This is a genomic window from Caulobacter sp. GW821-FHT12A07, assembly GCF_058807655.1.
The window spans coordinates 68,473-94,484 of sequence record NZ_JBXAQX010000008.1 but is presented as its reverse complement, the minus strand read 5'-3'; the positions used below and the strand labels follow the sequence as shown (position 1 = coordinate 94,484).

Sequence of the window (26,012 nt, the reverse complement as noted above, 5' to 3'; positions counted from 1 at the left end):
GCTCAGGTCTCTGACGAGAAGCCCTTGCGGGTCATCTTGCCCCAGCCCTGGGCCCCGGTCAGGAACTGCCAGGTGCCGCGCAGCCGCCAGAAGTTGTTGATCTGGCGGTAGCCGAAGTTCTCCAGGATCGCCGCGCCCATCAGCACGGCGAGACTGCGGGCGTTGGGAAAGCGCCGAAGCTCGGTCTCCTCCAGCGCCAGGGCGCCGACGCTGATGACGATGCCGAACCCGAAGGTCACCGCCAGCAACGCCCACAGATAGTCGACGTCCAGCACGCCCAGCAGCCAGAAGGCTGGGATCAGCACGTAGCCGAAGATCTCGATCAGCGGCCCCAGCACGTCGACCACCAGGATGTGGCCAAAACCGATCAGCCCGATCCGGCCGTAGCGCGGGTTCAGGATCATGTCGCGGTGCCGGAAGAAGGTCTCCAGCGCCCCGCGATGCCAGCGCGCTCTCTGCCGGGACAGCACGGCCATGGTCTCCGGCGCTTCGGTCCAGCACACCGGCTCGGGCGTGAAGGCCACGCGATAGGGCTTGCCGAGGCGCCGGTAGTGCTTGTGCAGCTTGACCACCAGCTCCATGTCCTCGCCGACCGTGCCGTGGCTGTAGCCGCCGACGTCGAGCACGGCCTGGCGCCTGAAAAGGCCGAAGGCGCCGGAGATGATGGTCAGGGCCGAGATACGGCTCCAGGCCAGGCGGGCCATCAGGAAGGCGCGCAGATATTCGACGGTCTGCAAGCGGGCCAGCAGGTTCTTCGGCACCCCCACCTCGACCACCCGTCCGAACGAAATCTTGCAGCCGTTGGCGATGCGGATCGTGCCGCCCACGGCCACCGTGCGATCGGGATCCTCGACGAACGGCGCCACCGCCCGCAGCAGGGCGTCCACCTCCAGCAGCGAGTCGGCGTCCATCGAGCAGACGATCGGCGAGCGCGACAGGTTGATGGCCGCGTTCAGGGCGTCGGCCTTGCCGCCGTTGTCCTTGTCGACCACCAGCAGCCGCGGCTGATTGGCGCCGGCATAGAGGCCGCGGATGCGCTGGCACGAAGCGGCCAGGTCATAGTGGCGCTCGACGGGATGCAGTTCGAAGGCGTCGATCAGCACCTGAAGCGTCTCGTCCTTGGAGCCGTCATTGACCACCACCACCTCGAAGTGGGGGTATTGCAGGGCCAGCAGCGAGCGCACGCTTTCGACGATGGTCAGGGCCTCGTTATAGGCCGGGGCCATCAGGGTGATCGGCGGGGCGGCCTCGGCGTATCGCCGCCAGAGCAGGGCGGCCTGGTTGACCGGCGGGGCCTGCGACAGCGCGCGGGCCGCCAGGATCAGTTGGTAGAGATAGAGCGCGTTCTGCAGCAGGCCGGTGGCGATCACCGCCCAGGCGATGGTCTCGGCGAAGCGGACGACCACGAGGGCCAGGACCTCCAGTTCGGGCAACATGGTCATGCGCCCTCCGCCAGGGCGCGCTCGGCCGCGCGTTGGGCCACGGGACGCGTGTCGTCACCGGCGGCGGCCTCCAGCAGGGCGCGGCCGGTCTTGCCCAGCTTTCCCAGGGCGTCGCCGGCCCGGAAGCGCACCCACCATTCCGGATCGTCCAGCAGCGCGGCCATCGGGGCGGCGAGCTTGGCCAGTCCCGCGGCGCCGACGGCCTCGGCCGCCGCCGAGCGTACGGTCCAGGCCTCGTCGGTGAGCGCGGCGGTCAGGGGCGCGGCGGCGGCGGGGTGCTGCAGCCGGCCAAGGCCCCGCACCGCCGCCGTTCGCACGTCGAGGTCGGGATCGCTCGCCGCCGCCGACAGCGCGGGCACCGCCTCGTAGGCGCCCGATCGGCCCAGGGCGTCGAGCAACAGCGCCCGCATCAGCGGCGTCAGGCCCTGGCGGTCGAGCGCCAGCAGGCCGTCGGCCGGCCGCGCCGCCACCGCCTGGCGCATCAGTTCGGCATAGACCCGTGACGGGGTCAGCTCGCCCGAGCCGGCATAGTCGAGCAGGCGCGAGGCCGAGGGCGGAGCTCCAACCGCCGCCAGGCCCTTCACGGCCGCCATCCGCACGTTCGGGTCCTTGGAGCCGATGGCGCGGCGCAGCGCGGCCTTGGCTTCCTCGCCGCCCAGGGCGGCCAGGGCCTCGACGCTGGTCAGGCGCTCGTCCCGCGATCCGCGGGTGGCGCGCTTCTCAAGAGCGGCGACGAGGCCGAGCCGCTTGAGGGCGGCCATGGCGCGATCCTGGTCGGCGCCGCGGATCATGCCCTGGAAGTCGAGTATGGCCTCGGCCAGCACCTCGGGCCGCCTCAGGAAACGACCCAGCTCGTCCGCCGCCTCGGCCTGGCCGCGCAGCAGGCCGGACAGGGCCTGGATGATGATCCGGCGTTCGCTGGCGCGATCGGCCGCGCCGGCCTCCTTGAATAGCCGCGCGACGATCAGCGCGCTCATCCAGGTCAGCGCCCCTGCGATCAGGACGAGGGCGATGACCCAGATCAGCGTCAGCGACGACATCTAGAACCGTCGGGTGACGGCGACGCCGATCTCGTCGCGGTCATAGGCCGTGCGCTTTTCGTGGGCGCCGGCGATCTGCACCGTCCAGCGCGGCGCAAGGTCGAAGGCGACCCCCGCCGACACCGCCTCGACTGGCACGGTGGCGCCGTCGGCGCTCTCCGGCGCGTCGGCCCAGCCCAGCCGCAGGCGCAGGCGCTCGGTCGCCGACCACTCGCCGTTCAGGGTGTAGCCGGACTGATGCTTGCCGCGCTCGTCCTCGGTGTTGATCGATCGGGCCGTCAGCGACACTGGCCCGGCCGCCAGCACCAGATAGGGCTGCAGGCTCTTTACCTCGCCGACCGCGTAGCGCGACCAGACGCCGTCCAGGCCCAGCCGCGCCCGGAAGGTTCCGGTTGTCCGCAGCCCAGCCGAGCCGCCGGCCCGCACGGTGAGCTCCGGCCGATAGTCGGCGTCCGGCGCGCCGCCGATGGCGATGAAGCCGTCCCAGCGCGGCGAGAAGGTTCGCGCCGCCAGCAGCTCGCCATAGGTGTCCGAGATGCCGAACCGCTCGGTGTGCTCGATGGAGCCGCCGATCGTCGTGCGTGGATCGATGCGGCGGGAGAGGGCGAGGGTGGCCGAACTCCAGTGGCCCAGGTCCAGGCTGAGCTCGCTTCGGGCGTAGGCGACGTCCAGCCGCCAGCTCGGCTCGCCCGGCATGGCCAGGGTGGCGGAGATCTGCTGGTCGAGCGCGCGGGCCTCCGCATCAGCGGATCCGCCGGCCAGCAGGGGCGCGAGCCGGCGCCTGGCCAGTTCGGGGCGTCCGGCGAACAAGGCCGAGCGGGCATAGGCGATGCGGGCGTCGCGATAGTCGGGAGCCAGGGCGAGGGTAGTCTCGAAGGCCTGGTCGGCTTCGCCGTAGCGCTGGGCGGCCATCCGCGAGAGGCCAAGGTTCAGCCAGACGTCGGGATCCTTGGGGCGCTGCTTGGACAGCAGGTCGAAGGCGGCGATCGCTTCGCCCGTGCGTCCGGCCTGGCGCGCCGCCACCGCCGCTGCGTAGGCCGGGTCGGCCGCCTGGGTTTCCTGGATTGGCGCTTCGATCACGCAGCCACCGGGGCGATGCGGAACAGCCGCGCCAGCAACTCGTCCGGATCGAACGGCTTGGGCAGGTAGTCGGCGGCGCCGAGGTTGAGGGCGGTGACAATGTCGTTGCGGCCCTTGAGGGCCGTCAGCATGACCACGGGGATGTCACGCAGGGCGTTGTCGCCCTTCATGCGCCGCAGCACCTCGAAGCCGTCGATGATCGGCATCATGCCGTCCAGCACCACGACCTGCGGCCGCGCGGTCCGGGCCGCCTCGAGCACGGCGCGGCCGTCCTCGAAGACGCTCACCTCGTAGCCGGCCATGCTGAGCTTGTGCTCCAGGATCTCCCGGAGCAGGGCGTCGTCGTCCGCTATCAGGACCGAAGGCGAGGACGCTTGGTTACTGTCGGATCGCCTCGATGCCATGCCATGCCTGCAAGCTTAGCTATAGGGGAGTCGAAGAGCACCTATCCAGAGTGGTTCAGAACCGCGCGCGAGGCCAGCGCGAACATCGCGCATTTGGTTAACCGGGGCGGCGTTGCACGCCAGGCGCGCAAGCGAAAGCCGGCGCGCAAGGCGCCGGCGTCATCGAGGAATTGTCGGGGAAGGCCGAAGCCTATTCGGGCGGGCAGCCCTTGAACTCGCCGACCTTGGTCACCGAGAGGTTGGCGAGGTTCAGGTCCGCCAGCGGCTTCATCGAGCCGGCGCCCTGGCCGCTGAACATGTCGATCTTGTTGCCCTTGATCGCCCCGCCGATGTCGGAGGCGTACCAGTAGCCGTCGTGCTTTTCGCCGTTGGGCATCGGCAGGCCGACGGTTTCCTTGATGAAGACCACGGTGCGGCGCGGGATCACCTTGGTGTCGACCGCCAGGGTGCGCATGGCCACGACCTTGCAGCCGAGGCTGTCGAGGGCGCGGATGCCCCGGGCACCGGCGTGGTAGAGCGTCGCCTTCATCTTGTATTCGATGGAGCCGGGCAGGCTGCCGGTGAGGGCGCCGGCGATCAGTTCGCCCAGAGGGTCCTTGCGCTCGGAGTCAGGACCCGCGGCGGCGGGAAGGGCGGCGAACATGGCCATGAAGGCCAAAATTCCGGCGAGCGTGCGTCGCATCGAGGTTGTCCTCTTATCGGCGTATCTGTCGGTTCGGCGGTCTCCTTAAGCCGATCACGGCTCCGTGACAACCCGCTTAAAACCGCCCAAATGGGCCGGAATCGGATGAAAACTTCTGGTCAAGCTCGGAACTCGGTTGAAAATTCAATCGTTTAGCGCGCCGTTTGAAAAGTGAGGGAGGGCGACGGAATGACGCTGCGGATCTTCGGCGACGGCAAGTCGGGCAACTGCCTGAAGGTGAAGTGGACCGCCGAGCGCCTGCGTCTTCCCTACGAATGGATCGAGGTCGACATCCTCAAGGGCGAGTCGCGCACCGCCGACTTCCTGGCCATGAACCCGGCCGGACAGGTGCCCGCCGTGGTGCTGGAGGATGGTCGTTTCCTGGCCCAGTCCAACGCCATCATGCTGCACCTGGCCGAGGGTTCGGTGCTGATCCCGGCCGATCCCTACCTCAAGGCCAAGATGTACGAGTGGCTGTTCTGGGAGCAGTACAGCCACGAGCCCTATGTCGCCGTGGCCCGCTTCCAGGTCGCCTACATGGGCAAGCCGGTCGAGTCGCTGGACGGAAAGATCGTCGAGCGGGGCCACGCGGCGCTGGCGCGCCTGGAAAACGGCCTTTCCGGCAGCGGTTTCCTGGTCGGCGACCGCCTGACCCTGGCGGACATCGCGCTGGTGGCCTACACCCGTGTCGCCCACGAGGGCGGTTTCGATCTGTCGCGCTATCCGGCCGTCAAGGCCTGGGTGGGCCGCGTCGAGACGGCCCTCGGCATAGATTGAAACGCCTCGGAGCGCGCATGACGTCGCCGTCTTCCACCGTTAAGATTCTCGTCCTCGCCGCCGCCCTGGCCGCGCCCGCCCAGTCGGCCCTGGCCTGGGGCGCTTCGGGCCACCGCATGGTCGGCGTGCTCGGCGCCTCGACCCTGCCGGACGACGTGCCGGCCTTCGTGCGCAGCCCCTACGGCGTGGCGGCCATCGGCGAATACGCTCGCGAGCCGGACCGCTGGAAGGGCTCGGGGAAGGTTCACGACACCGATCGCGACGCCGCCCACTTCCTGGATCTCGACGACGAGGGCCGCATGTTCGGCGGACCGAAGTTCACGGTCGAGACCCTGCCGGCCACCCGCGCCGACTATGAGACCGCCCTGCGCGCCGCCGGTCAGGACAGCTGGAAGGCCGGCTACCTGCCCTACGCCATCATCGACGGCTACCAGCAGCTGGTGAAGGACTTCACCTACTGGCGCATTCTGGTGGCGGCTGAGAAGGCGACCACCGACGCCCAGAAGAAGGCCTGGTACGCCGCCGACCTCAAGCGCCGCGAGGAGCTGCTGCTGCGCGACCTGGGCGTCTGGGCCCACTATGTCGGCGACGGCAGCCAGCCCCTGCACATGAGCGTGCACTACAACGGCTGGGGCGACTATCCGAACCCCAACAACTACACCCAGAGCAAGGGCACCCACGGCGCCTTCGAGGGGCCGCTGGTCAAGGCCGTGGCCAAGGACGACGAGGTCAAGGCGCTGATGCCGGCCCCGGTCGACTGCGCCTGCAGCATCGAGACCCGCATGGTCGGCTACCTGACCACCACCTGGAAGCAGACCGAGCCGCTGTACCAGCTGGAAAAGGCCGGCGGCATGGTCGAGACCGATCCGCGCGCCAAGGCCTTCGTCGACGCCCGCCTGGCCGCCGGCGCCGCCGAGCTGCGCGACGTGGTGACCATGGCCTGGAAGGCCAGCGCCAACGGCAAGATCGGCTATCGTCCGGAGATCAGCGTCGCCGACGTCGAGTCCGGCAAGGCCGATCCGTGGAACGACCTGTTCGGCAAGGACTGACATTCTTGATCGCGTTCTACGCCCCTGACGCGTCCCTGGCCTACCAGGACCGTCACGCCGCCTTCGGCATCGCCGAGGACACGCAGGGGCGGATCGCCCTGGTCGAAGTGACCAAGCCCGGCAAGGCGCCCTATTTCGACCTGCCGGGCGGCGCCGTCGATGGTGACGAGAGCGAAGGCGAGGCCCTGGTCCGCGAATTCGGCGAGGAGACGGGCCTTGTCGTCGAGGTCGGCGCGCGCGTGGTCGACGTCTCCCAGCCGTTCCTGAAGTCCGACGGTCAGCCGGTGCGCAACTACGGCGGCATCTACGCGGTGAAGGCGGTCGGCGAGCGCCCCGAGCTCAAGGTCGAGGACGACCACAAGCTGGTCTGGCTCGACCCCCGCGACGCCGTCGTCGCCCTGCGCCACGACGCCCACTCCTGGGCGGTCGCGGCGTGGATGCGCAAGGGCTGAGCTTCCCACCGTCGTCATCCCGGGCGTAGCGAAGCGAAGACCCGGGACCCAGGGGGCCTAGTTCGCCTTCTTCTTCAGCAGCGCCTTGGCCTCGGCCGGGGCGACCTGGTCGAACAGCATCGACAGGTGCTGGTCCTTGGCGTGGTCGTTGTGCAGGTCCCAGGCCAGGGAGATCGGCAGGCGCAGGCGACCGCCGTCGGGCAGGCGGGCCACCAGCACGCGCCAGCTGAAGCCGTCGCCCGGATCGCCCAGAGGACCGAACTCCAGCGGGGCCGGGTCGCGCAGGCGGAAGGCGCGGTCGGCCTTGGCGGCGAACCAGGCGAGGTCCTCGGCGGCGGTCGGGTCGGCGGCGGGCGGCGCGAGCTTGCCCTTGAGATTGCGGACCATGACGGCCTCCGAAGCGTTGAAGCGGGCGTCTCTAGCACTTCGCGAGGCGACTTCCCATGTCCAAGCCTTGGGCTGGGCAGTCCGAACGCAACGAGGCTCAGGTGAGCAAAGATAGGCCGATCAAGCGCGTGCGCGCCGACTGGAACGAGGTGGTCCTCGTCTGCCGCAAGTGCTCGCGCAAGCTGGACGGTGGCTTCGGCAAGGGCGGCGAGCAGAGCTTCGCCAAGGCCCTGCGCAAGGCCTCCGGCGGCGGCAAGGGCAAGGATCGCAAGGCGCCGCTGGCGGTGATCGAGGTCGATTGCTTCGACGTCTGTCCCAAGGACGCCGTTGTCGCGGTCAATGCTTCCCGGCCCCGCGAATGGGTCGTCGTCCCGTGCGGCGCTTCGATGGACGCGGTGAGCGCGCGGCTGGGCCTGGCCGCCAACGACGCCGAAGCGGCGTAAGCGCGAGTCTGCTATCAGGCGCGCATGAGCCGCAAACGCGCCGACATCCTGCTGGTCGAGAAGGGCCTGTTCGACAGCCGCGCCAAGGCGCGCGCCGCCATTGAGGCCGGCCACGTCACGGCCGACGGCAAGGTCGTCGCCAAGGCCTCGGAAGCCATCGACGAGGCCGCCGACATCGTCGCCGAGGCCGCCCATCCCTGGGTCGGTCGCGGCGCGCTCAAGCTGGTCCGCGCTTTGGAGCTATGGCCCGTCGCCGTCGAAGGCCGGATCGCCATCGATGTCGGCGCCTCGACGGGAGGCTTCACCGAGGTCCTGCTTTCGAAGGGCGCGACCCGCGTCCTGGCCGTCGATGTCGGCCGCGACCAGCTGCATGCGAGCCTCAAGGCTGATCCCCGTGTCGAGGACCTGTCGCCGCTCGACGCCCGCGCCCTGACCGCCGAGCATGCGCCGGACGGCGTCGGCCTCGTCGTCACCGACGTCAGTTTCATCTCGCTGGAAAAGGCGCTGCCGGCGGCGCTGGCCCTGGCGAAACCCGGCGCGGACCTCGTGGCCCTGGTCAAGCCGCAGTTCGAGGCCGGCCGCGAGAACGTCGGCAAGGGCGGCCTGGTCAAGGATCCCGAGATCATCGCCGTCTGCGTCGAGCGGGTGTCGGCCTTCCTGGAGGCTTCGGGCTGGACGGTCCGCGAGTACGCCGACAGCCCCATCGCCGGCGGCGAGGGGCAGGTCGAGAAGCTGCTCTGGGCGGTGAAGCGCTAGGCCGAGGCCAGTCGCCCGCCGGCCGTCGCATAGGCCTGGCTGCCCCGCGTCAGAACCTGATCCGCGCCCACGATCTCGGCGATGCCGATGTCGCGCGCGCCGGCCAGCCGCTCGTAGAGCGCGGCGAAGTCGCGCAGGGTCACTTCCTGCAGCGTCTGGATCGACGGGATGACGAAATAGACCTGCTGGAAGTCGTCGATGCGGTAGGGCGTGCGCATCACCCGCTCCAGGTCGAAGCCGATGCGGTTGGGAGAGGGGTCTTCGAGCGCGAAGATCGACTCCGTGCGCGACGAGACGATGCCCGCCCCGTAGATGCGCAGGCCCGCCGGCGTCGCCATCAGTCCGAACTCGACGGTGTACCAATAGAGCCGCGCCAGATTGGCCAGCCGCCCCAGGCCCAGCGCCCGCTGCCCGCCCTGGCCATAGGCCTGCATGTAGTCGGCGAAGACCGGGTCGGTCAGCATCGGCACGTGGCCGAACACGTCGTGGAAGACGTCCGGCTCCTGCAGGTAGTCCAGCTCGTGCGGCTTGCGGATGAACTGGCCGGCCGGGAAGCGGCGATTGGCCAGGTGGTCGAAGAACACGTCGTCGGGCACCAGGCCCGGCACGGCCACCACGCTCCAGCCGGTCAGGCGCTGGAGCTCCTCGTTGATGCGGTTGAAGTCGGGGATGCCGGTGCGGTGCAGGTCCAGCGCGTCGAGGCCACGCAGGAACTCGTCGCAGGCGCGGCCTTGCAGCACCTTGGCCTGGCGTTCGTAGAGGGTGATCCAGACGTCGTGCTCGGCCTGGCCGTAGCTTTCCCAGCCCTGGTCGATCGTCCAATCGGGCCGCGCCCCTGGGGGCGGCCCGCCGCTGAAACCGTCTGCGCTCATGAAACGACGTTACGCCCGCCTAGCGGCAAGTTCCGTTCGATTTTTGCGCGCAACCGCCATTCGGGCGGATAGGCATGCCCGTCAGTGCGAGATCCGGGGGCGAAGCTTGTAGGCGCCGTGATCGAAGGACTCGAAGATCAGCGCGGCTTGCGGATGCTGCACGGGCTCGCCGGTCTCGTCGGCCAGCAGGTTCTGCTCGGAGACGTAGGCCACGTAGGTGTTGTCGTCGTTCTCGGCCAGCAGGTGGTAGAACGGCTGGTCCTTGGACGGCCGGATGTCCTCGGGGATCGACTCCCACCACTCGTCCGTATTGGCGAATACGGGGTCGACGTCGAACACCACACCCCGGAAAGGGAAGATGCGGTGCTTGACGATCTGGCCGATCGCGAATTTGGCGAGTCTCTCGTTCATGATGAAGAGATTACGACGAGTCTCCTGACTGAATCCTGAACGTAAACGACGCCCATTGTCGCGCAACGCCATGCTTCCGAGAGGCGAACTCGATTGCTATGGTCGGCGACGAAGTGAGGCGGTTCGTCACGAATCGCCTGCGAGACAAGGTGGAAAGACCATGTCGGAGGCGCCGAGAGCGCCCGGCGCATCCCAGGCCCAGGACGGCCGGGAACGACGCCGGCCTCCGGGCGAGCAGCCGTGCTACGCGGCGCTCGATCTCGGAACCAACAACTGCCGCCTGCTGGTGGCGACGCCTTCGCCGCGCGGTTTCCGCGTCGTCGAGGCCTATTCCCGCATTGTCCGGCTGGGCGAGGGGCTTTCCCAGACAGGCCAGCTGTCCGACGCGGCGATGGAGCGGTCGATGGCCGCCCTCAAGGTCTGCGCCGAGAAGATCCGTCGCCGCAAGGCGATCCGGGTCAAGGCCGTGGCCACCCAGGCCTGTCGCGGCGCGACCAACGGCACCGAGTTCGTCCGTCGCGTGGCCGAGGAGACCGGCCTGCGGCTCCAGATCATCACCCCGCGCGAAGAGGCGCAGCTGTCGGTCGCCGGCTGCATGAGCCTGTTCGACCGCCAGGCCGACGCGGCGCTGGTCGTCGATGTCGGCGGCGGCTCGACGGAGCTGTCGTGGGTCGATCTCAAGGCTGGCGGGCTCGACGCCAAGCCGCGCCAGTTCGAGGCCTGGAAACTGCCGATCCGCGCCTGGCTGTCGATCCCTATCGGCGTCGTCACCCTGGCCGAGCGCTTCCCCGAGGGCGAGCGGGCCGACGACGGCTGGTTCCGGGCCATGGTCGAAGAAGTGAAGTCCAAGATCGCGGCCTTTCCGCACGCCGCCCCGATGCGCAAGACCTTCGACGCGGGCCGGGCCCACCTGGTCGGCACCTCCGGCGCGATCACCAGCCTGGCCGGCCTGCACCTTGGTTTGCCGCGCTACGACCGCAACGTCGTCGATGGCCTGTGGATGCAGCGCACCGACTGCGAGGCCGCCGCCGACCGCCTGCTGCAGCTGACCGCCAAGGAGCGGGCGCTGGAGCCTTGCATCGGCGCCGATCGCGCCGACCTCGTCCTGGCCGGCGCGGCCATTCTTCAAGCCGTTCAAGAGCTTTGGCCATGTTCGCGCGTGCGAGTCGCCGATCGAGGGCTTAGAGAGGGGCTCCTGATGTCTCTGATGTCGGATCGGCAGAAGCGCCCCCGCCGTCGGCGGCGCGGCGGGGCCGGTTCGGCCCGAACGGTGAACGCATGAACGACGAGCCCCCCAGACGCCGGATGGTCAAGCCGCCCACGGGCGGCAACGCCGACGGTCGCGCCAAGCCCGCGCGCCTGAAGACCGCCGACGGCCGCACGCCCAGCCAGCAGGCCTGGCTGGAACGCCAGATCAACGATCCGTTCTCGGCCAAGGCCCGGGCGCTCGGCTATCGCAGCCGCGCGGCCTTCAAGATCAGCGAGATCGACGAGAAGTTCCGCTTCTTCAAGAAGGGCGCGCGCGTCATCGACCTCGGCTGCGCCCCCGGCGGCTGGCTGCAGATCGCGGTCGAGCGCGGCGTGACCCAACTGGTCGGCGTCGATCTGCTGCACGTCGATCCGGTCGAGCCGGCTCACATCATCGAGATGGACTTCACGGATCCTGCCTGTCCGCCCAAGCTGCTCGAGCTGCTGGGCGGCGCGCCGGACCTCGTCATGTCGGACATGGCTCCGAACACCGTCGGCCATCGCGAGACGGACCACCTGCGCATCGTCGGCCTGATCGAGATCGGGGCGGAGTTCGCCATCGAGACCCTGCGTCCCGGCGGGGCCTTCGTCGCCAAGGCCTTCCAGGGCGGCGAGACCTCCGAGGTCATCGCCCGGCTGAAGAAGAACTTCGAGAAGGTCCAGCACTTCAAGCCCAAGGCCAGCCGTCAGGACAGCTCCGAGGTCTTCCTCGTGGCGACGGGGTTCAAGGGGCGCTGACCAGCAGGCGGCGGCGCGATCGCGTGAGTCGCCCCGCCGCCTGACCGAGACTCTGAGTTCAGCAGGTTCCGGCGCCGCACTTTGCGTCGATCGGTGAGAATGTTCCGGCGAGTTGACCGGAGTATTGCGCCGCGGCGATGTCGGTGACGCGTCTTTCGGGAATATTTATCGAAACTTGTCCTTGGGTTGTGTTTTCGAGGTTTGCTTCGAAAATACTGTAGCTTGCAGCCTTGGGTGATCTTGCTCTGGCTTTCGCGCGGGTGTGATCTCGGCGGGAGCGTATCCCCCGCGCTCGCCAGACTGGATATCCCCCAATGACCCGTTCGCTCGTCACCGCGCTCGCCGTCGCCTTCGCCGTTTCCGCGGCCGGCGGCGCCATGGCCGCTCCCTGCAAGGATGCGAAGGGCAAGTTCATCAAGTGCCCGGCCGCCGCCGCGCCGGCCAAGCCGGTCAAGTGCAAGGACGCCAAGGGCAAGTTCGCCAAGTGCGGCACGCCGGGCGCCAAGCCGGTGAAGTGACCCGGCGGCCGGGGAGGGGCGAGCCGCTCCTTCCCGGCTTCCATTCCGGAAAATCATCTCCATTTCCGGCTCCGGGCGGGTCGACAAACGCCCGCCTCGCGACTATACCCGCGCCGCAAAATGGAGAATCCGATGGAGATTCGCGAAGGGCTCACCTTCGACGACGTTTTGCTCGAACCTGGTCCGTCCGACGTCATGCCGACGCAAGTGACGACCGAGACCAAGTTCACGCGTGAAATCAGTCTGAACATCCCGCTCGTGTCCGCCGCCATGGACACGGTCACCGAAAGTCGCCTCGCCATCGCCATGGCGCAGGCCGGCGGCCTGGGCGTCCTGCACCGCAACCTCTCCAACGAGGAGCAGGCCGACCACGTCCGCGAGGTGAAGCGGTACGAAAGCGGCATGGTCATCAATCCGCTGACCATCAATCCCGACACCACCCTGGCCGAGGTCCGCGAGATCACGGCCCGCCGCAAGATCTCGGGCTTCCCCGTGGTCGAGCGCGAGACGGGCAAGCTGGTCGGCATCCTGACCAACCGCGACATGCGCTTCGAGGGCGACGCCAGCGTCCCGGCCTCGGCGCTGATGACCCGCGAGAACCTGATCACGGTGGGCGAGGGCGTCGACAGCCGCGAAGCCCGCGAGCTGCTGCGCAAGCACAAGATCGAACGCCTGATCGTCGTCGACGACGCCTATCGCGCCGTTGGCCTGATCACGGTGAAGGACATCGAAAAGGCCCAGGCTCACCCCCTGGCCGCCAAGGACGACAAGGGCCGCCTGCTGGTCGGCGCGGCCTCGACCGTCGGCGACGCCGGCTTCGAACGCTCCATGGGCCTGGTGGACGCCGGCGTCGACGTCGTCGTCATCGACACCGCCCACGGCCACTCCAGCCAGGTCGCCGCGGCGGTCTCGCGTCTGAAGCGCGAAGCCAACCGCGTCCAGATCGTGGCCGGCAACATCGCCACCTACGACGCCGCGCGGGCTCTTATCGACGCCGGCGCCGACGCGGTGAAGGTGGGCATCGGTCCGGGCTCGATCTGCACCACCCGCATCGTCGCGGGCGTGGGCGTGCCGCAGCTGACCGCGATCATGGAAGCCGTCCGCGCCGGTCGCGAGAGCGGCGTGCCGGTGATCGCCGACGGCGGCATCAAGTTCTCGGGCGACCTGGCCAAGGCCATCGCCGCGGGCGCTTCGACCGCCATGATGGGCTCGATGTTCGCCGGCACCGAAGAGGCGCCGGGCGAGGTGTTCCTGTACCAGGGCCGCTCGTACAAGAGCTATCGCGGCATGGGCTCGGTGGGCGCCATGGCCCGCGGCTCGGCCGACCGCTACTTCCAGAAGGAAGTGACCGACAGCTTCAAGCTCGTGCCGGAAGGCATCGAGGGCCAGACCCCGTTCAAGGGTCCGATCGCCCCGGTGCTGCACCAGCTGGTCGGCGGCCTGCGGGCGGCCATGGGCTATGTCGGCGCTCCCACGATCGCGGAACTGCAGGAGCGCGCGCGCTTCGTGCGGATCACGGGCGCCGGCCTGCGTGAAAGCCACGTCCACGACGTGATGATCACGCGCGAGGCTCCGAACTATCCGAGCGCGGTCTAGGCCATGCAGATGGCCTTCGAGCTGCAGATGCTGGCGGCGGCGGTCGTCATCGGGCTGGTCCACCTTCTGTGGGCCAGCGCGGCGGCCCAGCCCCAGCGCGGCTTGAAGTGGAATGTCGGCTCGCGGGAGACGCCGGTCGTGCTGACCGGCATGGCCGGACGGCTCGAAAGGGCCTTCGCCAACTTCCGCGAGACCTTCGCGTTCTTCGTCGCCGCCGTGCTGGTCGCCTATCTGGGCGGCCGGCTCGGCGCGCTGACCGTCGCCGGAACCGCGCTCTATGTCGGCGCCCGGGCGGTCTATGTCTTTCTCTATGCGTTCGGCGTGCCGGTCGTTCGCAGCCTGGTCTGGGTCGCCTCGATGGCGGGCCTGGGCCTCGTTCTCCTGGCCTTGGTGATATAGCTCACATGCGTGACGGAGGACGGGTTTCCGCGGCGATCGAGGTTCTGACCGAGATCGAGACGCGGCATTTTCCGGTGAAGATGGCGCTCAAGCGCTGGGGCGAGGCCGCGCGCTACGCCGGTTCCAAGGACCGGGCCTTCGTCTCGGGCCTGGTGCTCGACGCCCTGCGCCGCAAGCGCTCGCTGGGCTGGGCGATGGGCGATCCCGCCGCGCGCGGCGTCGTGCTGGGCGTGCTGGCCTTGGTCTGGAAATGGCCGGCCGAGCGCATCGCAGAAGCCGCCTCCGAAGAGCACGGCTTCGGCGCGCTTTCCGAGACCGAACAGGCCCGCCTGAAGGATCCCGTCTCGCTGGATGGCGCGCCCTCGCCGGTGGCCGGTGACTATCCCGACTGGCTCGAACCGCATCTGGCCCGCGCCCTCGGCGCCGATCAGGTCGCCGAGATGGCGGCCTTGTCGGAACGCGCCCCGGTCGATCTGCGCATCAACACCCTGAAGACCGACGCCGAGCGCGGCGCCAAGGCCCTGGCCCCGATCAACGCCGCTCCGGCGGGGATCCTGCCCACGGCCTTCCGCATTCCCGCGCCCGCCGCCGCCGATCGCACCCCGTCGGTTGAAGCCGTCCCGGCCTTCTCCAAGGGCTGGTTCGAGGTGCAGGATCTGGGCTCCCAGATCGCCGCGGCCGTGGCCGGCGATGTGAAGGGCAAGCAGGTGCTCGACTTCTGCGCCGGCGGCGGGGGCAAGACGCTCGCGCTCGCGGCCGCCATGGGCAACAGCGGCCAGATCTTCGCCCATGACAGCGACGCCCGGCGCCTGGCCGACACCATCCGTCGCGGCCAGAGGGCAGGGGTCCGCAACCTGCAGATCCGCTCGCCGATCGAGGCCCAGCCGCTGAAGGGCCTGGAAGGCAAGATCGACGTCGTCTTCGTCGACGCGCCCTGCACCGGCGCCGGCACCTGGCGCCGTCATCCTGACGCCAAGTGGCGTCTGTCGCCCGACCAGCTGGCCAAGCGCCAGATCGAGCAGGACAGCGTCATCGAGGACGCCTCGACCTTCGTGAAGGCCGGCGGCCGCATGGTCTACGTCACCTGCTCGCTGCTGACCGAGGAGAACGAGGACCGCGTCGCGGCCTTCCTCGAGCGCCACCCCGAATTCACCGTCAAGCCGATCGCCCTGGACGGCGTCACCCACGTGACCCCGGAAGGCTATCTGCGCCTCACCCCGCACCGCGCCGGTACGGACGGCTTCTTCGCCGCCGTGCTGCAGCGCTCCACCTACGCACCGTAATCGCCCGATCGACCCGCTGGAGACCCGCCCGATGACCACCGAAACCCACCACCAGCGCGTCCTGATCGTCGACTTCGGCAGCCAGGTGACCCAACTGATCGCGCGCCGGGTGCGCGAGGCCGGCGTCTATTGCGAGATCCATCCGTTCGACAAGGCCGAAGCGCTGGTCGACGAGTACAAGCCCTCGGCCATCATCCTGTCGGGCGGCCCGGCCAGTGTTCTGGAGGCCGACAGCCCCCGCATCGGCCGCAAACTGTTTGATCTGGGCCTGCCGCTGCTGGCCATCTGCTACGGCCAGCAACTGCTGTGCGACGTGCTGGGCGGCAAGGTCGAGGGCGGCCACGCCGGCGAGTTCGGCCGCGCCGAACTGACCATCGGCAAGACCAGCCCGCTGTTCCAGGGTCTGGCCGGCGTCGGCGAGCTGGAAACCGTTTGGATGAGCCACGGCGACCGCGTCACCGCCATTCCCGAGGGCTTCGAGGTGGTGGGCACCTCGAACGGCGCGCCCTTCGCCGCCATCGCCAATGACGACAAGAAGATCTACGCGCTGCAGTTCCACCCCGAGGTCTACCACACTGTCAACGGCCCCCAGATCTACAAGAACTTCCTGGCCCTGGCCGGCCTGAAGGGCGACTGGACGATGGCGGCCTTCCGCCAGGAGATGGTCCAGAAGATCCGCGACCAGGTCGGCGACGGCAAGGTGATCTGCGGCCTGTCGGGCGGCGTCGACAGCTCGGTGGCCGCCGTGCTGATCCACGAAGCCATCGGCGATCAGCTGACCTGCGTCTTCGTCGACACCGGCCTTCTTCGTAAGAACGAGGCCGACCAGGTCGTCACCCTGTTCCGCGACCACTACAACATCCCGCTGGTCCACGTGGACGCTGGCGACCTGTTCCTGGGCGAACTGGCCGGCGTTTCCGACCCCGAGACCAAGCGCAAGACCATCGGCCGCCTGTTCATCGACGTCTTCGACAAGGAAGCCGCCAAGATCGACGGCGCGCAGTTCTTGGCGCAAGGGACCCTCTATCCCGACGTCGTCGAGAGCGTCTCGGCCCGCGGCGGCCCGTCGGCCGTGATCAAGAGCCACCACAACGTCGGCGGCCTGCCGGACTACATGAAGCTGAAGCTGGTCGAGCCGCTGCGCGAGCTCTTCAAGGACGAGGTCCGCGCCCTGGGCGTCGAGCTGGGCCTGGCCCCGGCCTTCGTCGGCCGCCACCCGTTCCCCGGCCCGGGCCTGGCCATCCGTATCCCCGGCGAGATCACGCCCGAGAAGGTCAAGGTTCTGCAGGACGCCGACGCCATCTATCTCGAAGAGATCCGCAACGCCGGCCTCTACGACAAGATCTGGCAGGCCTTCGCCGTGCTGCTTCCCGTTAAGACGGTGGGCGTCATGGGCGACGCCCGCACCTACGAAAACGTCCTGGCTCTGCGCGCGGTGACCTCGACCGACGGCATGACCGCCGACTTCTTCGAATTCCCCTGGGAAATCCTCGGCAAGACCGCCACCCGGATCATCAACGAGGTCCGAGGCGTCAACCGCGTCGTCTACGACGTGACCAGCAAGCCGCCCGGCACGATCGAGTGGGAGTGATCAAGGAAGGCGCCTTCGGGCGCCTTCTTTTTTGTCTCCGATTTGGCGATTTTCCGAACGACTCCACTCTGGCGAAAGTTTAGTGCATTTCGATGATTGATTTCTGAATGCGAAATTGAGGCGAAAACTGAGGCTTTCTCCGTAATGCATTCTACATGACGTCTTTTCATTGCTACGGTCGAGCTATTGACGTCGAGCTGAACTAGGCAGATCGGTAGCCGCTGTTTCGCTTCGCGTAGGCGTCCCGCGTTTCATGAAGGTCTCAATCGACGACGAGGGAGGCGGAGGACCGCATCCCGGAAAGCCGTCGTGAACTTCAGGTATCCGCGCGAACGCTTCCTGCGCCGACCCTGGACCCGCCAACCGTCTCCCCCGTCGACGTTGTGATCGAGGCCTTCCTTTGGATCGCGCGGACGGGCCCTTCCGGCTCTCGCGCGAAGCGTTCGGGAGCCAGTCATGGCCGACATAGACATCACCGCACCAGGCAGTACGACTACGGTCAACGGCGTGATCGTCACCTACGGGAGCCCGATCGGATCGGGCACCGGCCTCTACGCCCCGTTCCTCGCCATCGGCGACAACGACGGCAACGAGAACGGCTTCAACACCGACGCCAGCGGCGTGCTGAACACCAACGCCGCCAAGACCAGCAGCCTGACCTTCAACCAGATCCCCATCCGGGTGATCGACGGCGTGCAGTACCTGGAATTCCGGCTGGACCTCAACGAGACCAACGCCAATCCGCTGACCGCGCTCAACGCGATGAAGATCTACTATTCGTCCGCCCCGGCCATCGGCGCGGACTATGTCGCCGGCACGCAGGAGCTAGACGCCGACTTCACCAAGATCTTCGACCTCGACGCCGGCGGCGACAAGACGCTGCTGATGAACGCCCACTCCTCGGGCAGCGGCAATGACGACTACGTGTTCTACGTACCGGTCTCGCTGTTCGGCGGCGCCAACCTGAGCACGGCCTACATCACCGTCTATGCCGAGTTCGGCCGGCCGGGCACGGCCTACGGCGCCGACGACGGCTTCGAGGAATTCAACACCGAGCAGGCCGCCATCATCAGCGGCGTCAAGTTCCTCGACGCCGACGGCGACGGGGTCAAGGACGCCGGCGAGGCCGGCCTGTCGGGCTGGACGATCTTCATCGACGACAACAAGAACGGCGTGCTGGACGCGGGCGAACGCTCGACGGTCACCGGCGCCGACGGCTCGTTCCAGATCGGCGGCCTGCCGATATCGCTGGGCACGGTCCAGGTCGACGAGGTGCTGAAGGACGGCTGGACCCAGACCACGGGCGCCTTCGAGACTGTCACCCTGAGCGCGGCCACGACCTACAATGTCGAGATCGGCAACCAGCCGATCCCGCCGCATATCGACGTGGTCAAGACGGCCGGGACCCGCACGGACGGCGACGCCAATGGCGACGACGCGGGCGACACCCAGCTCTTCAATTTCACGGTTACCAACACCGGCACGATCAATCTGCTGAACGTCACCCTGATGGATGACAACGGCACGCCCGGAAACACGGCCGACGACATCCCCGTGACCCTGACGGGTCTCACCGACCGAGACGGCGACGGCCAGGCCGACGACCTCGCGCCCGGAGCGGCGGCCACGGGCAGCCTGCTCCACGTGTTCAGCCAGGCCGAGATCGAGGCCGCCGGCTATACCAACACCGGTACGGCCACGGGCGTTTCGGCCAGCGGCCTGACGGCGTCGGACACCGACCCCGAGACCGTGGCCCTGACCCGCAACCCCGCCCTCAACATCACCAAGGACGCCAGCGTCCCCGGCGGTACGGCCGACGCGGCCGGTGAGCAGATCAGCTACGTCATCACCGTCGCCAACACCGGCAACGTGATGCTCGACGGCGTCACCGTCACCGACCCTTACGCCGACGCCGGCTCGATCGTGCGCGGCGCCGACGTGGTTGGCGACAATGACAGCCTGCTGGAGGTTGGCGAAACCTGGGGCTACACGGCCAAGCACACGGTCACCCAGGCCGAGATCGACTCCAACGGCGGCGGCAACGGCGCCCTGGAGAACACGGCCACGGCCGACTCCAACCAGACCGGCCCCGACACCGACGACGCCAGCGTGCCGGTCGATCGCCGGCCTAGCCTCAACATCGTCAAGGACGCCACCGTCCCGGGCGGCACGGCTGACGCGGCTGGCGAGCAGATCAGCTACGTCATCACGTTGGCCAACACCGGCAACACCACGCTGGACGGCGTGACTGTCACCGACCCCTACGCCGACGCCGGCTCGATCGTGCGCGGCGCCGACGTGGTTGGCGACAACGACGGCCTGCTGGAGGTCGGTGAAACCTGGGGCTACACGGCCAAGCACACCGTGACCCAGGCCGAGATCGACTCCAACGGCGGCGGAGACGGCGCCCTGGAGAACACGGCGACCGGCGACTCCAATCAAACGGACCCGGACACCGACGACGCCAGCGTGCCCGTCGATCGCCGACCCAGCCTGAACATCACCAAGGACGCCACCGTCCCCGGCGGTACGGCCGACGCGGCTGGTGAACAGATCAGCTACGTCATCACCGTCGCCAACACCGGCAACACCACGCTGGATGGCGTCACCGTCACCGATCCCTACGCCGACGCCGGATCCATCATTCGCGGCGCCGACGTGGTTGGCGACAACGACGGCCTCCTGGAAGTCGGCGAGACCTGGGGCTACACGGCCAAGCACACCGTGACCCAGGCTGAACTGGACTCCAACGGCGGCGGCGACGGGCAACTGGAGAACACGGCCACCGCCGACTCCAACCAGACTGGCCCGGACACGGACGACGCCAGCGTTCCAGTCGCCCCCCGACCGAGCCTGAACATCACCAAGGACGCGACCGTGCCTGGAGGCACGGCCGACGCAGCCGGTGAACAGATCAGCTACGTCATCACCGTGGCCAACACCGGCAACACGACGCTGGACGGCGTCACCGTCACTGATCCCTACGCCGACGCCGGATCCATCATCCGCGGCGCCGACGTCTCGGGCGACAATGACGGCCTGCTGGAGGTCGGTGAAACCTGGGGCTACACGGCCAAGCACACCGTGACCCAGGCCGAGATCGACTCCAACGGTGGCGGCGACGGCGCCCTGGAGAACACGGCGACCGGCGACTCCAATCAAACGGACCCGGACACCGACGACGCCAGCGTGCCCGTCGATCGCCGGCCTAGCCTCAACATCGTCAAGGACGCCAGCGTCCCCGGCGGCACGGCCGACGCGGCTGGCGAGCAGATCAGCTATGTCATCACCGTCGCCAACACCGGCAACACCACGCTGGATGGGGTGACGGTCACCGACCCCTACGCCGACGCCGGATCCATCATCCGCGGCGCCGACGTCTCGGGCGACAATGACGGCCTTCTGGAGGTTGGTGAAACCTGGGGCTACACGGCCAAGCATACCGTGACCCAGGCCGAGATCGACTCCAACGGCGGCGGCGACGGCGCCCTGGAGAACACGGCGACCGGCGACTCCAATCAAACGGACCCGGACACCGACGACGCCAGCGTGCCGGTCGATCGCCGGCCGAGTCTCAACATCGTCAAGGACGCCACGGTCCCCGGTGGCACGGCTGACGCGGCTGGCGAACAGATCAGCTACGTCATCACGGTGGCCAACACCGGTAACACCACGCTCGACGGCGTGACGGTGACGGACCCCTATGCTGACGCCGGCTCGATCGTGCGCGGCGCCGACGTGTCGGGCGACAATGACGGCCTGCTCGAGGTCGGCGAAACCTGGGGCTACACGGCCAAGCACACCGTGACCCAGGCCGAGATCGACTCCAACGGCGGCGGCGACGGACAGCTGGAGAACACGGCTACCGCCGACTCCAACCAGACCGGTCCCGACACCGACGACGCCACCGTGCCCGTCGATCGCCGGCCGAGCCTGAACATCGTCAAGGACGCCACCGTCCCCGGCGGCACGGCCGACGCGGCCGGCGAGCAGATCAGCTACGTCATCACCGTGGCCAACACCGGCAACACGACGCTGGACGGCGTCACCGTCACTGATCCCTACGCCGACGTCGGATCCCTGGTCCGCGGCGCCGACGTCTCGGGCGACAATGACGGCCTGCTGGAGGTCGGTGAAACCTGGGGCTACACGGCCAAGCACACCGTGACCCAGGCCGAGATCGACTCCAACGGCGGCGGCGACGGACAGCTGGAGAATACGGCGACCGCCGACTCCAACCAGACTGGTCCCGACACCGACGACGCCACCGTGCCCGTCGATCGCCGGCCTAGCCTCAACATCGTCAAGGACGCCACCGTCCCCGGCGGTACGGCCGATGCGGCCGGTGAGCAGATCAGCTACGTCATCACGGTCGCCAACACCGGCAACACCACGCTCGACGGCGTGACGGTGACGGACCCCTACGCCGATGTCGGGTCCCTGGTCAGGGGCGCCGATGTCTCGGGCGACAATGACGGCCTCCTGGAAGTCGGTGAAACCTGGGGCTACACGGCCAAGCACACCGTGACCCAGGCTGAGCTGGACTCCAACGGCGGCGGAGACGGGCAACTGGAGAACACGGCCACGGCTGACTCCAACCAGACCGGGCCTGACACCGACGACGCCACCGTGCCCGTGCTGCAGAGAGCGAGCATCGACATCGAGAAGTACGTCTCGATCGACGGCGGCGCGACCTGGGACGACGCGGACAACCCGATGGGGCCGATCGCCACCTCCGGCGCCAACATCATGTTCAAGTTCGTGGTCGCCAACACCGGCAACGTCACCCTGACCAACGCCTCGGTGACCGACTCCGTGTTCGACCTGAACGGCGCGGCGGCGGGCACGGCGCGGACGTTGGGAACCCTGGGGGTCGGCGCCAGCACGGAGTTCCAGATCTCCGCGCCCTGGACCGCCGGCCAGCACGTCAACGACGCCACGGCCTCGGGCAGCTATTCCGGCGGTCCGGTCAGCGACCATGACCTGGCCTATTACTACGGCCTGATCGACTGCGTGGGCACGCGCACCCCCGGCTTCTGGCTGTCGCCCAACGGCCTGACCTTCTGGGACGGCACGGTGGGCAACGAAACCAAGTCCGGCCCTGACTTCCCGAACGGTGAACTGCTGGCCTTCAACAACAGCATCACCGATGGCCCCGACCCGGGAAGCAGCAACAAGGAAGAGCGCTACATCCTGCTGGGCGACTACAACGGCAACGGCGTCACCGACGCCGGCGAGGACACCCTGAAGATGTCCCTGGCGATGGCCCTCAAAGTCATCGACGCCTCGCTGAAGCCGTCGCAGGACGCGCGCTACGTCCTGGGTCGAGACGTCGTCGCCGCCTGGCTGAACTTCGAGGCCGGCAACGGCGCGGGCGGGGCGCTCGATCCCAACAGCCCGACCTACAAGATGAACCAGGCCATCGACTGGCTGCAGCAATACGCCGACGCCAACCATGACGGCGTGGCCGACTTCAACGGTCCGGCGATCAAGCAGAACAGCGCGGCCTGGCAGGGCTCCGGCTCGGGGTTGCACACGGCGCTCGACGAGTACAACAACCACGGCACGATCAACGGCGTGGCCTATTCCTGCAGCGCCGACGACCATCTGTTCGTGACCATGCTGACCCGCTACCACGCCGAGGACGTCCTCGCATGAGCGGCCGGGGCGGCGAGGGCAGGGCGAGAGGCTCGGGGCGGCGCGCCCTTCCCGAGCCGCTGGCCGGCGCCTTGAAAACCTGCCGGCGGCACCTGCTGATCGCCGCCGGCTTCAGCGCCCTGGTCAACATCCTCTACCTGGCGCCGACCCTCTACATGCTGCAGATCTACGACAGGGTCCTGCCCACCGGCGGGCTCCTGTCGTTGGCGTTTCTGACCGTGGCGGTCGTCTTCGCCCTGGCCACCCTGGCCCTGCTCGACAGCCTCCGCCAGCGCATCCTGGTGCGCCTCGGCCTGCGCCTCGACCGCCAGCTGGCTCCCGAAGTGTTGACCCGACTGACCGGCGGCCTTGGTCCCGACTCCGGGCCGCGGCTGCGCCAGGCGATGCGGGAGTTCGACGCCTTCCGCAACGTCGTGTCGGGTCCCGCGGCCACGGCGATGCTCGACGCCCCCTGGACCCCGATCTACCTGGCGCTCTGCTTCATCCTGCACCCGCTGCTGGGCGTCATCTCGGTGATCGGGGCGGGGATCCTGCTGATCCTCGCCATCCTCAACGAGCAGGCCACGCGCACCAAGCTCGAGGCCTTGAACCAGGCCTCGGCCGAGGCCTACGCCACGCAGGAGGCGATCGCCAGCCAGGGCGGACTGGTGAAGGCCCTGGGCATGCGCGAGCCTCTGATCGTGCGCCAGCTGCTCGACCGCCGCGCCGCCGTCGGCCTGCAGGCCGACGCCCAGTTCACCGGCGGGGTCTATACCGGCCTGATCCGCTTCCTGAGGCTGACGCTGCAATCCCTGGCGCTGGGGACCGGCGCCTGGCTGGCCGTGCGCCACGAGATCTCGGCCGGCGGCGTGATCGCCGCCTCGATCCTGCTGAGCCGCAGCCTGGCGCCCGTCGAGCAGATCGTCGGGGCCTGGAAGAGCGTGATCCAGGCGCGCGACGGCCTGCGCACCCTGGTCGACCTGTTCGAGCGCTCCCCGGCCGCGCCGGTCCGCACCCGCCTGCCCGAGCCCAAGGGCCGGCTGCGGGCCGAGCAGGCCGGCGTCCGCGCCGCCGATGGCGCGGGCATGATCCTGCGCGGCGTCTCCTTCGACCTCAATCCCGGCGAGATCATCGGTGTCGTTGGCCCCAGCGGAGCCGGCAAGACCACCCTGGCCAGGGTGCTGGTCGGCGCCCTGACGCCCGACCAGGGCTGCGTGCGCATCGACGGCGCGGACCTTTCCGACTGGCAGTCCGAGCGCCTGGCCGCCCACATCGGCTACCTGCCGCAGAACTGCGGCCTGTTCGCCGGCACGGTGAAGGAGAACATCGCCCGCTTCGCCAGCATCACCGAGAGCGACCCGCGCGAGATCGACGAGCGGGCGGTGGCGGCGGCGACCGCGGCCGGCGCGCACGAGATGATCCTGCGCCTGCCCCAGGCCTACGACACGCCGCTGGGACCGGGCGGGGCGGGGGTGTCGGCCGGCCAGGCCCAGCGCCTGGCCCTGGCCCGGGCGCTGTATGGCGGACCCCAGGTGTTCGTCCTCGACGAGCCCAACTCCAATCTCGACTTCGAGGGCGAGACGGCGCTGGAGCATGCGATCGCGGCCCAGAAGGCGAGGGGGGCGGCCCTGGTGGTCATCGCCCATCGCCTCAACATCCTGGGCGTGGCCGACAAGCTGCTGGTGCTGCGCGAGGGCGCCATGGATCTCTACGGCCCGCGCCGCGAGGTGCTGCAGGCCCTTGAGGCCCGGGTCGCCGGCCTGCCCCGGCCGGCCAACGCGCCGCCCGATCTGCGGGTCACCGGGGGCGCGCCATGACCGCCTCGCTCGCCGTCAGAAAGACCGGGGCCCTGACCACGGTCGACGCATACAAGGAAGACGGTCCCACCGACGGACCCCATTGGGAGCTCCGCGTCGGCCTCGCCGCCGCCGGCCTGTTCTTCGTCGGCTTCATGGGCTGGGCCGCCTTCGCGCCGCTCGACGCGGGGGCCTATGCGCAAGGCGTCGTCGTGGTCTCGGGCAGCCGCCAGGCGGTGCAGCATCGCGAAGGCGGAGTGATCTCGGCCCTGCGGGTGCAGGAGGGCGACAAGGTCAGCCAGGGCCAGGTGCTGCTGGAGCTGAACGTCCAGGAGGTCCGGGCCCAGGAACGGGCGCTGGCCGCTCGGGTGTTCGCGGTCGAGGCGCGCCGGGCCCGGCTGGTCGCCGAGCGTGACGGCCTGGCCGAACCCGTCATGCCGGTCGCCTTCGCAGGCCTGCCGGCCGAGGACCGGACGCTGGCCGACGAGGCCATGGGCCTGGAACGCCGCCAGCTCGCCGCCCAGCGCGCGGCCCTGGCCTCTCGGCGCGGCGTGTTGGGCGAGCGGGCCAGCCAGCTGGCCGAGCAGATCAACGGCTACAACCGCCAGCTCGCCGCGAACCGCGAGCAGCAGCGGCTGATCGGCGAGGAGCTGGACGGCATGCGCAAGCTGGCCGCCCAGGGCTATGCGCCGCTGACGCGGGTGAGGGCGCTCGAACGGGCCGCGGCCGACCTCGTCGGAACCGACGGCGCCTATCGCGCCCAGGCCGCCAGCGCCCGCGAGGGCATCGGCGAGACCCGCATGCAGGCCCTGCAAGGCGACCGCGAGCACATGGACGAGGTGATCACCGACCTGCGCCAGTCGGAGATCGAGCTCAACGACCTCAAGCCCAGGCTGGCGGCGGCCCGCGATCAGCTGTCGCGCGGCATGGTCCGGGCGCCGGCCTCTGGCCAGGTGGTCGGGCTCAAGGTGTTCACGGTCGGCGGCGTGGCCGCGCCGGGCGACGTCCTGATGGAGATCGTGCCGCAGCGCGCGCCGCTGGTGATCGAGGCCCGGGTGTCGCCGAACGACGCCGACGACGTCCATGTCGGCCAGACCGCCGACGTGCGGCTGACGGCGTTCCACGACCGCCACCTGCCGCTGCTGCAAGGCACGGTGACCAAGCTTTCGGCCGACGGCTTCACCGACGACAAGACCGGCGCGCGCTACTTCCGGGCCGAGGTCGCGGTGCCGCCCGAAGAACTGGCCGCGCTCAGGCAGCCGGGGCGGGAGCCGCCAGCGCTGAAGGCGGGCTTGCCGGTCGAGGTGGTGGCGCCGCTGCGCAAGCGCACGGCGCTGCAGTACCTGCTGGAGCCGCTGCAGCAGCGGCTTTTCCGGAGCTTCCGCGAGCAGTGAGGCTGTCCCCGAAGGCC

Annotated in this window: 23 protein-coding genes; 15 read left to right on the top strand and 8 right to left on the bottom strand. The window is 69.0% G+C overall.

Annotated elements, in window-relative coordinates; all coding sequences use genetic code 11:
- Positions 1-2 precede the first annotated feature (2 nt).
- The 5 genes from AC1RRS_RS17075 to AC1RRS_RS17055 all read right to left on the bottom strand — a co-directional run bounded on the left by AC1RRS_RS17075 (position 3) and on the right by AC1RRS_RS17055 (position 4,648).
- A complete protein-coding gene (locus tag AC1RRS_RS17075) occupies positions 3-1,442 on the bottom strand; it encodes a glycosyltransferase family 2 protein (protein ID WP_492856150.1) in 1,440 nt (479 codons plus the stop codon).
- Positions 1,439-2,482, bottom strand: coding sequence for a HEAT repeat domain-containing protein (locus AC1RRS_RS17070; RefSeq protein WP_492856149.1), 1,044 nt, complete (start codon positions 2,480-2,482; stop codon positions 1,439-1,441). The genes AC1RRS_RS17075 and AC1RRS_RS17070 overlap by 4 nt, the downstream gene beginning before the upstream one ends.
- Positions 2,483-3,562, bottom strand: coding sequence for a YaiO family outer membrane beta-barrel protein (locus AC1RRS_RS17065; RefSeq protein ID WP_492856148.1), 1,080 nt, complete (start codon positions 3,560-3,562; stop codon positions 2,483-2,485). It abuts the gene before it with no gap.
- Entirely contained in the window at positions 3,559-3,966 is a 408-nt protein-coding gene (locus AC1RRS_RS17060) for a response regulator transcription factor (protein WP_487289491.1), read from the bottom strand. The genes AC1RRS_RS17065 and AC1RRS_RS17060 overlap by 4 nt, the downstream gene beginning before the upstream one ends.
- A 190-nt stretch (positions 3,967-4,156) precedes the next feature.
- Positions 4,157-4,648 carry a 3D domain-containing protein gene (locus AC1RRS_RS17055; protein ID WP_492856147.1) on the bottom strand — a complete coding sequence of 164 codons (492 nt, stop codon included), beginning with the start codon at positions 4,646-4,648 and terminating at the stop codon, positions 4,157-4,159.
- Between the two features lie 189 nt (positions 4,649-4,837).
- On the opposite strand from AC1RRS_RS17055, the gene AC1RRS_RS17050 reads away from it, so the two are divergent.
- From AC1RRS_RS17050 to AC1RRS_RS17040, 3 genes are read left to right on the top strand one after another with little or no spacing between them, the layout of a single operon-like run.
- Entirely contained in the window at positions 4,838-5,425 is a 588-nt protein-coding gene (locus AC1RRS_RS17050) for a glutathione S-transferase family protein (RefSeq protein ID WP_110120262.1), read from the top strand.
- A gap of 17 nt (positions 5,426-5,442) precedes the next feature.
- Positions 5,443-6,474 (top strand): phospholipase C/P1 nuclease family protein, encoded by a 1,032-nt coding sequence (locus AC1RRS_RS17045; RefSeq protein ID WP_492856146.1) that lies wholly within the window; start codon positions 5,443-5,445, stop codon positions 6,472-6,474.
- Between the two features lie 5 nt (positions 6,475-6,479).
- Positions 6,480-6,926, top strand: a complete 447-nt coding sequence (locus tag AC1RRS_RS17040; protein ID WP_492856145.1) for an NUDIX domain-containing protein — start codon at positions 6,480-6,482, stop codon at positions 6,924-6,926.
- 57 nt (positions 6,927-6,983) lie between these two features.
- Here the strand turns inward: AC1RRS_RS17040 and AC1RRS_RS17035 are convergent, their stop codons facing one another.
- Positions 6,984-7,313: a hypothetical protein gene (locus AC1RRS_RS17035; protein WP_110120265.1), complete on the bottom strand. Its 330-nt coding sequence runs from the start codon at positions 7,311-7,313 to the stop codon at positions 6,984-6,986.
- Positions 7,314-7,414: 101 nt separating this feature from the next.
- On the opposite strand from AC1RRS_RS17035, the gene AC1RRS_RS17030 reads away from it, so the two are divergent.
- Both AC1RRS_RS17030 and AC1RRS_RS17025 read left to right on the top strand, forming a co-directional pair.
- Positions 7,415-7,756 (top strand): (2Fe-2S) ferredoxin domain-containing protein, encoded by a 342-nt coding sequence (locus tag AC1RRS_RS17030; RefSeq protein WP_492856144.1) that lies wholly within the window; start codon positions 7,415-7,417, stop codon positions 7,754-7,756.
- A gap of 24 nt (positions 7,757-7,780) precedes the next feature.
- Entirely contained in the window at positions 7,781-8,512 is a 732-nt protein-coding gene (locus AC1RRS_RS17025; protein WP_492856143.1) for a TlyA family RNA methyltransferase, read from the top strand.
- Here AC1RRS_RS17025 and phhA read toward each other — a convergent pair.
- Both phhA and hspQ read right to left on the bottom strand, forming a co-directional pair.
- Entirely contained in the window at positions 8,509-9,384 is an 876-nt protein-coding gene (gene phhA, locus AC1RRS_RS17020) for a phenylalanine 4-monooxygenase (protein WP_492856142.1), read from the bottom strand. The genes AC1RRS_RS17025 and phhA overlap by 4 nt on opposite strands.
- Before the next feature lie 81 nt (positions 9,385-9,465).
- Positions 9,466-9,795, bottom strand: a complete 330-nt coding sequence (gene hspQ / locus AC1RRS_RS17015) for a heat shock protein HspQ (RefSeq protein ID WP_110120268.1) — start codon at positions 9,793-9,795, stop codon at positions 9,466-9,468.
- Between the two features lie 160 nt (positions 9,796-9,955).
- Between hspQ and AC1RRS_RS17010 the strand changes: the two genes are divergently transcribed.
- The 10 genes from AC1RRS_RS17010 (at position 9,956) to AC1RRS_RS16965 (ending at position 25,995) form a co-directional block, all read left to right on the top strand.
- A complete protein-coding gene (locus AC1RRS_RS17010) occupies positions 9,956-11,077 on the top strand; it encodes a Ppx/GppA phosphatase family protein (RefSeq protein ID WP_110120269.1) in 1,122 nt (373 codons plus the stop codon).
- Complete coding sequence (locus AC1RRS_RS17005; protein ID WP_199228478.1) at positions 11,074-11,781, top strand: RlmE family RNA methyltransferase; 708 nt, start codon at positions 11,074-11,076, stop codon at positions 11,779-11,781. Before AC1RRS_RS17010 ends, AC1RRS_RS17005 begins: the two co-directional genes overlap by 4 nt.
- A gap of 314 nt (positions 11,782-12,095) precedes the next feature.
- Entirely contained in the window at positions 12,096-12,299 is a 204-nt protein-coding gene (locus tag AC1RRS_RS17000; RefSeq protein ID WP_487289482.1) for a hypothetical protein, read from the top strand.
- 132 nt (positions 12,300-12,431) lie between these two features.
- Entirely contained in the window at positions 12,432-13,895 is a 1,464-nt protein-coding gene (gene guaB / locus AC1RRS_RS16995) for an IMP dehydrogenase (RefSeq protein ID WP_110120272.1), read from the top strand.
- 3 nt (positions 13,896-13,898) lie between these two features.
- On the top strand, positions 13,899-14,294 hold the full coding sequence (locus AC1RRS_RS16990; RefSeq protein WP_487289479.1) for an MAPEG family protein: 396 nt from the start codon (positions 13,899-13,901) through the stop codon (positions 14,292-14,294).
- A 5-nt stretch (positions 14,295-14,299) separates the two neighbouring features.
- On the top strand, positions 14,300-15,577 hold the full coding sequence (locus tag AC1RRS_RS16985; RefSeq protein WP_492856141.1) for an RsmB/NOP family class I SAM-dependent RNA methyltransferase: 1,278 nt from the start codon (positions 14,300-14,302) through the stop codon (positions 15,575-15,577).
- Positions 15,578-15,608: 31 nt separating this feature from the next.
- Entirely contained in the window at positions 15,609-17,168 is a 1,560-nt protein-coding gene (gene guaA, locus AC1RRS_RS16980) for a glutamine-hydrolyzing GMP synthase (RefSeq protein ID WP_492856140.1), read from the top strand.
- A gap of 456 nt (positions 17,169-17,624) precedes the next feature.
- On the top strand, positions 17,625-22,826 hold the full coding sequence (locus tag AC1RRS_RS16975; protein ID WP_492856139.1) for a beta strand repeat-containing protein: 5,202 nt from the start codon (positions 17,625-17,627) through the stop codon (positions 22,824-22,826).
- On the top strand, positions 22,823-24,622 hold the full coding sequence (locus tag AC1RRS_RS16970) for a type I secretion system permease/ATPase (RefSeq protein ID WP_492856138.1): 1,800 nt from the start codon (positions 22,823-22,825) through the stop codon (positions 24,620-24,622). Before AC1RRS_RS16975 ends, AC1RRS_RS16970 begins: the two co-directional genes overlap by 4 nt.
- Entirely contained in the window at positions 24,619-25,995 is a 1,377-nt protein-coding gene (locus tag AC1RRS_RS16965; RefSeq protein WP_492856137.1) for an HlyD family type I secretion periplasmic adaptor subunit, read from the top strand. Before AC1RRS_RS16970 ends, AC1RRS_RS16965 begins: the two co-directional genes overlap by 4 nt.
- The last annotated feature ends 17 nt before the right edge of the window (positions 25,996-26,012 follow it).

Bases quoted from the DNA above. Each gene is read 5' to 3' on its own strand.
- AC1RRS_RS17075 (WP_492856150.1), bottom strand. From the start codon at position 1,442: ATGACCATGTTGCCCGAACTGGAGGTCCTGGCCCTCGTGGTCGTCCGC.
- AC1RRS_RS17070 (WP_492856149.1), bottom strand. From the start codon at position 2,482: ATGTCGTCGCTGACGCTGATCTGGGTCATCGCCCTCGTCCTGATCGCA.
- AC1RRS_RS17060 (WP_487289491.1), bottom strand. From the start codon at position 3,966: ATGGCATCGAGGCGATCCGACAGTAACCAAGCGTCCTCGCCTTCGGTC.
- AC1RRS_RS17055 (WP_492856147.1), bottom strand. From the start codon at position 4,648: ATGCGACGCACGCTCGCCGGAATTTTGGCCTTCATGGCCATGTTCGCC.
- AC1RRS_RS17050 (WP_110120262.1), top strand. From the start codon at position 4,838: ATGACGCTGCGGATCTTCGGCGACGGCAAGTCGGGCAACTGCCTGAAG.
- AC1RRS_RS17045 (WP_492856146.1), top strand. From the start codon at position 5,443: ATGACGTCGCCGTCTTCCACCGTTAAGATTCTCGTCCTCGCCGCCGCC.
- AC1RRS_RS17035 (WP_110120265.1), bottom strand. From the start codon at position 7,313: ATGGTCCGCAATCTCAAGGGCAAGCTCGCGCCGCCCGCCGCCGACCCG.
- AC1RRS_RS17025 (WP_492856143.1), top strand. From the start codon at position 7,781: ATGAGCCGCAAACGCGCCGACATCCTGCTGGTCGAGAAGGGCCTGTTC.
- phhA (WP_492856142.1), bottom strand. From the start codon at position 9,384: ATGAGCGCAGACGGTTTCAGCGGCGGGCCGCCCCCAGGGGCGCGGCCC.
- hspQ (WP_110120268.1), bottom strand. From the start codon at position 9,795: ATGAACGAGAGACTCGCCAAATTCGCGATCGGCCAGATCGTCAAGCAC.
- AC1RRS_RS17010 (WP_110120269.1), top strand. From the start codon at position 9,956: ATGTCGGAGGCGCCGAGAGCGCCCGGCGCATCCCAGGCCCAGGACGGC.
- AC1RRS_RS17005 (WP_199228478.1), top strand. From the start codon at position 11,074: ATGAACGACGAGCCCCCCAGACGCCGGATGGTCAAGCCGCCCACGGGC.
- AC1RRS_RS17000 (WP_487289482.1), top strand. From the start codon at position 12,096: ATGACCCGTTCGCTCGTCACCGCGCTCGCCGTCGCCTTCGCCGTTTCC.
- guaB (WP_110120272.1), top strand. From the start codon at position 12,432: ATGGAGATTCGCGAAGGGCTCACCTTCGACGACGTTTTGCTCGAACCT.
- AC1RRS_RS16990 (WP_487289479.1), top strand. From the start codon at position 13,899: ATGCAGATGGCCTTCGAGCTGCAGATGCTGGCGGCGGCGGTCGTCATC.
- AC1RRS_RS16985 (WP_492856141.1), top strand. From the start codon at position 14,300: ATGCGTGACGGAGGACGGGTTTCCGCGGCGATCGAGGTTCTGACCGAG.
- guaA (WP_492856140.1), top strand. From the start codon at position 15,609: ATGACCACCGAAACCCACCACCAGCGCGTCCTGATCGTCGACTTCGGC.
- AC1RRS_RS16975 (WP_492856139.1), top strand. From the start codon at position 17,625: ATGGCCGACATAGACATCACCGCACCAGGCAGTACGACTACGGTCAAC.
- AC1RRS_RS16970 (WP_492856138.1), top strand. From the start codon at position 22,823: ATGAGCGGCCGGGGCGGCGAGGGCAGGGCGAGAGGCTCGGGGCGGCGC.
- AC1RRS_RS16965 (WP_492856137.1), top strand. From the start codon at position 24,619: ATGACCGCCTCGCTCGCCGTCAGAAAGACCGGGGCCCTGACCACGGTC.